Genomic DNA, 5,566 nt, shown 5'->3' on the forward strand with positions numbered 1-5,566 from the left:
CGTGCTTTCTTTTCCTGTAGGAGTTGAGAATGAACAATTACGTTCTACATCAATTATAAACGATACGTTTTCAGGTTCATGTCCTGAAATGTATCGTTTTTTTATGTGGTTCATCTCATTTGTATCATCTCCTTTTTTTACCATGTGAACCTGATTTGTAAAGGTAAAATCAACAATGTAAAGCCAGTATTTGGAATTGGTTAAGTAGGTTAAATAAGACGGATGTCCGACCTATTTGAAAGGACTATTAGCTATAATCGAACCATGCTAAATTAATGAAGCAGTTAAAACTTCCTGGGGGGAAATCCATATGAAAAAAGCTACAAAACTTGTCATCGCATCGACATTGATCGCACCGATGCTCGTACCAGTCGTTCAAGTCAAGACACTTGCTGCCGACAACAGTGTCGTCAAGTTACGCTTCTTAGAAACAACGGATTTACATACGAACTCAATGAACTACGATTATTTCAAGGATGCACAGGACGAGACGATCGGTCTTGTCAAAGCCGCTACAGTCATCAAACAGCAACAAACTGAAGTGGGTGCAACGAACAGTTTCTTATTCGATAACGGGGATACTCTTCAAGGAACGCCGTTCGGTGATTACGTGAAAAATCAGTACGACAAAGGAAACAAAGGCAAACATCCAATGTACGAATTGATGGAATACCTTGGTTATGATGCAGTCACGCTCGGAAACCATGAATTCAACTTCGGTCTTGATTTCCTTAAGTCAGCGATGAGTGCTTCGAGCGGTTCAATCAAGTTCGTCAACTCGAACGTATTGGATGCCGTTACGAAAAAGCCAATCGTCGCGGACTACAACAAAGATGGAAAAGACTATCAAATCATCGAACGTCAGGTCAAAGACCAGAACGGTGACATGAAAACAGTCAAGGTTGGTGTGTTCGGAGTCGTCACGCCACAAATCATGGCATGGGATGCGGGGAACCTGACGGGGAAAGTCACGGCTGAAGATATCGTCCCGACTGCGAAAGCAACAGCGAAGAAATTAAAAGACGCAGGAGCGGATGTCGTCGTTGCACTCGCACACACAGGTATCGGGGATACAGTGGATCAAAAAGATGGCGATGAGAATGTCGGCTACGCGTTAACGAAAGTCGCAGACATCGATGTCTTGATGACAGGTCATCAGCACGGAAAGTTCCCAGATGCGAAATCTGCATTTAACGGATTACCAAATGTTGATGCAACGAACGGTCTGATTAACGGTAAACCAGTCGTCATGGCAAACACACAAGGAAAAAATGTTGGTGTTATCGATCTTCAATTGAAGCAAGTCGACGGGAAATGGGTCGTGGATACGTCTGGCGCAAAACTAGCGGACGTGACGAAAGATACGACAGCAGATGCCGGCGCTGTCAAATTGATCGAAAAAGCACATGAAGGAACACTCGCTTACATCCGTCAAGAAGTCGGGACGATCAATGACGATATCCAGAGCTTCTTCGCTCTCGTGCAAGACGATGATTCAGTTCAGTTCGTGACGAACGCTCAAAAATGGTATGTCGAGAAACAACTGAAAGAAAATGCCGATCTTGCGAAGTATAAAGATCTCCCGTTGTTGTCAGCCGGTGCACCATTTAAGACAGGTGGTCGTAACCAGGTCAACGCGTCAGATTACACACTGATTAAAAAAGGACCGATCGCGCTCAAGAACGTCGCCGATCTCTATGTTTACCCGAATACACTTGAAGTCGTCAAAGTAACAGGGGCTGACGTCAAGGATTGGCTCGAGATGTCCGCAGGGCAATTCAATCAAGTCGACGGTGAGCAGACAGAGTTGTTGAATAAAGAATTCCGAAGCTACAACTTCGATATCCTCGACGGATTGACGTACGAAATCGACATCACGAAACCAGCGAAGTTTGATGCAGAGGGTGTATTAATCGATAAAAATAAAGATTTAGAGCACCGCGTCCAAAACATCAAGTATCAAGGCAAAGCGATCACAGACGACCAAGAATTCCTCGTCGCGACGAACAACTACCGCGCAGGCAGTGCGACGTTCCCGGGTCTTGGGAAAGGTCAAAATATCGTCTACAAATCGGCTTACGAAACACGTAACGTCATCTCGGACTATATCAAGGCGAAACAACCGGTTGATTACAAAGCGGACGACAACTGGTCACTCGTTGCAAGCAGACCGATGACGGTCAGCTTTGATTCAGCGGCTGCAGCTGCACCGTACGTTAAGCGGTACGAAGGCATCACGAATACAGGTGTAACACGTCCGGGCGAGACAGGTACGTTCCTTAAATTCAACATGAACGTGCCGATGAAAGACTTCACGGTCTCGGCAAAAGCAGTTAAACCAGGTGCGAAAGTCGTTACTGGTCAAGCCGTTCCGGGCGCAACAGTCACGGTCAAACTCGGTGATAAAGTCCTTGGTACAGCTACAGCAAACGAAGCGGGTCAATACGAAGTCGTGACACGTCCGCTCAAATTGCGTGATCAGTTGACGATTGTCTCTGAACTCAGCTTCATGAAGACAGAAACGAACGTCACAGTCGGCACAGGTGTCGTTGCGACACCAGCGATCGATAAAAAGTCAGCAGTCTACGGTTCAACGGTCCTCCGCGGTAAAGCAACGGAAGGTCTCGACGTGACGCTCTATAAAGGATCAACGAAAATTGCGAAAGCAAAAACGACGGCAAGTGGTTTCAAGATCGCGGTCAAGAACGGTCTAACGACTGGAACATATACGGTCAAGTCGACAGACATCTCGAACAAAATCACGAAAAAAGCGTCGTTCACGATTAAGAACACATACCCGGTCAAAAAATGGTCAGGTAAAAAGACGTTGACAGGTAAAGTCGAAAAACGTCAAATCGTCCGTCTCTACCAAAAAACAGAGTCTGGTTATCAATTGATTGCTCAAGACGTGGCGGATCAGCACGGGAACTATGTCTTGAAGATGCGTAAGGCATTGACGAACGGCTCGTACAAACTCAACATCTATACAGCTAAGGATCATCTCGATCAGTCACGCTACTTCATCACGAAGTAATATCTCACACGGATGTCTGCATATGCAGGCATCCGTTTTTATTTGATTAGATATGCGCGTTGCGAAAGTAGAAACAGTTTAATGCGTTCGTACATGATTGCTTGTTCGACCGTCAATTGATCCGTCGCATGCGACATGTAGAGTCGTGACTTTACTGTAAATACATCGTCCGTAATGAAGGGAAGTCCCATCTCCCGACAAACGGAAACAGGAACGAAGCTGAAATACCGTTGCTGGCGTAAGGCGAGCTGAAGTGAGACATCATCGATGTAGTGCGTGGTATCGGCATAGATGTTCAGTTCCGCCATCTTCAATTGGATGAAGCGGTTGTAGTCCTTATTGTGAGAGGGAAACAAAAAGGCAGTCTCCGTTGCATCCGTATAGAGTGCTGTAATCGCTTCTTTCTCTGAATAGGAAGCAGGGTAGGTGATGACGATCTCCTCTTCCACGATTGGTTCACTCGTAATGAGCGGATGTTTGAGTTCCATGAAGCTGATTGAGAAATGGAATTCTTGATGAAGGAGACCGCTCAGGATTTCACGGTTCGAGAGGATGTCCGAGTTGAACAAGGGAGCAGTTTGTGGAAGAAGAAACTCCTGTAGAATCAATTGGATGAAACGACCATGTGAACTGGCAAGACTGAGTGGTGTTTTCGTTGATGCATCGTTTCGTACCATTCGTTCCTGAACACGTGTCAACTCGTGTTCGATTTTTTCGACAGACTGAAGTAACAGTCGACCATTGTCAGTCAAACTGATCGTTCTACCTTTTCGATGAAATAATGTCGTGTTCAATTCACGCTCGAGTTTCTTGATCGTCGCACTAAGGGCAGGTTGGCTGATGAATAATCGTTCGGCAGCACGCGTCACGTTCAATTCCTCTGCAACGTGACGAAAATAATTTAAATGTAAGAGTTCCATGATATCCTCCTGACATAACCTATGGGTTATCAAAACATATAATTATATATATTTCTGTTTATGATGAAACTAGTATACCGTATATACCAGAGGTGATAGAAATGAAAATCGGAATTTACGGAGCAGGATCCCTTGGAACCATCATGGGAGCTTATCTAAGTCAACAGTATGCGGGTGTCGATTTGATTGATACGAACCGTGCACATATCGAGGCACTGAACACAACAGGGGCACACGTCATTGGTCCGGATTTAACGCAAGCTGTTCATGCAATTCATCCGGATGACATCACAGAGACGTACGATATCATATTATTGCTGACGAAGCAGGTCTACAATGAACCGGTCCTCGCGAAAGTGCGGACGATCTTGAAGGAAGACGGCATTCTCGTCTCCTTGCAAAACGGTGTACCGGAAGAGTTCATTCAACAACAGATTCCAAGCGAACGTATCATTGCGGGATCCGTCGAGTTCGGAGCGACATACGTCGGACCAGGTGAGTCACGCCTGACATCAGATTACGAGCACTTTAAGACGTATGCGATGCAAATCGGTGAACTGGACGGGAAGAAGACGGACCGGATCGTCCAACTGAAGGAAATCCTTGATCACATCGGTGGGACAGAAATCTCTGATAATCTACCGGGAACGAAATGGTCAAAACTCGTCATCAATAGTACGTTCAGCGGGTTATCCGCTGCGTGTAACGGTACGTACGGCGACGTTCTCGATCATCCTGTCTTGTTACGGGCAGCAATCCATACGATGCAGGAAGTCGTTGAGGTCGGTCACGCTCACGGCATCACATTCGCGCCGATGAGTACGTTTGAGCCGGCAGCTTACGCAACACTAGACGATATCGATGAAAAACTGATCACCGTACCACAATTGATGCACGGGTCGCGTGACTTAGAAGCAAGCATGTTGCAGGACTTACAAAAAGGTCGACCGACCGAAATTCGTTTCATTAATGGGATCGTCACGATGTACGGCAACACGTACGATATCAAAACGCCGTTCAACTCACTCATTCAAGAAATCGTCGAAGAAGCGCAAGCAGCGAAGACAGTTCCTGATTTTGAAACAAGTGTCGCACGCTTTGACACATTATTGAATGCATAAAGGAGGGATTCAAATGAAACAGAGCGATGTAAAGAACGTCGTCGCGACGCCGATCAATGCGCCGGTTTTTCCGGCAGTCGATATCTTCTTTCGGAATCGGGAATACTTGAACATCATCTATGAGACGGACATCGAAGCGTTACAAGCAGTCGTTCCGGAACCGCTTGAGGTGCTGAGCAATCAGATCAAGTTCGAAATCATCAATATGCCAGATAGCACCGGTCTTGGGAGTTATCTTGAGTGCGGGCAAGTGATTCCGGTTCGGTATCAAGGGGAAATCGGTGAGTTCTACCTATCGATGTATGTCAACAATCAGCCGGCGATCGCCTCTGGTCGTGAAGTGGCTGCTTTTCCGAAAAAGTATGGTTCACCCCGGCTTTATCTCGATAATGATGTACTCGTTGGTACGCTTGACTATCATTCGCTCCGCGTCGCACAAGCGACGATGGGATACAAGTATGTTCCGATGGCAGTCGAAGAAGCACAATCGC

At 46.2% G+C, this 5,566-nt stretch carries 4 protein-coding genes; 3 read left to right on the plus strand and 1 reads right to left on the minus strand.

Annotated features, from left to right (window positions below; genetic code table 11):
- Positions 1-310: 310 nt before the first annotated feature.
- A complete protein-coding gene (locus B2751_RS12685) occupies positions 311-3,034 on the plus strand; it encodes a bifunctional 2',3'-cyclic-nucleotide 2'-phosphodiesterase/3'-nucleotidase (RefSeq protein ID WP_290775087.1) in 2,724 nt (907 codons plus the stop codon).
- A 38-nt stretch (positions 3,035-3,072) separates the two neighbouring features.
- Here B2751_RS12685 and B2751_RS12690 read toward each other — a convergent pair whose 3' ends face one another.
- A complete protein-coding gene (locus tag B2751_RS12690) occupies positions 3,073-3,954 on the minus strand; it encodes a LysR family transcriptional regulator (protein WP_290775089.1) in 882 nt (293 codons plus the stop codon).
- Positions 3,955-4,055: 101 nt separating this feature from the next.
- Between B2751_RS12690 and B2751_RS12695 the strand changes: the two genes are divergently transcribed.
- Both B2751_RS12695 and B2751_RS12700 read left to right on the plus strand, forming a co-directional pair.
- Entirely contained in the window at positions 4,056-5,075 is a 1,020-nt protein-coding gene (locus B2751_RS12695; protein ID WP_290775091.1) for a ketopantoate reductase family protein, read from the plus strand.
- 13 nt (positions 5,076-5,088) lie between these two features.
- On the plus strand, positions 5,089-5,566 hold a 478-nt coding region (locus tag B2751_RS12700; RefSeq protein WP_290775093.1), incomplete at its 3' end, for an acetoacetate decarboxylase.

Source organism: Exiguobacterium sp. UBA6282, assembly GCF_002440475.1.
Lineage (GTDB): Bacteria > Bacillota > Bacilli > Exiguobacteriales > Exiguobacteriaceae > Exiguobacterium_A.

Coding starts and splice junctions, on each gene's coding strand:
- B2751_RS12690 (WP_290775089.1), bottom strand. CDS start 3,954: ATGGAACTCTTACATTTAAATTATTTTCGTCACGTTGCAGAGGAATTG.
- B2751_RS12695 (WP_290775091.1), top strand. CDS start 4,056: ATGAAAATCGGAATTTACGGAGCAGGATCCCTTGGAACCATCATGGGA.
- B2751_RS12685 (WP_290775087.1), top strand. CDS start 311: ATGAAAAAAGCTACAAAACTTGTCATCGCATCGACATTGATCGCACCG.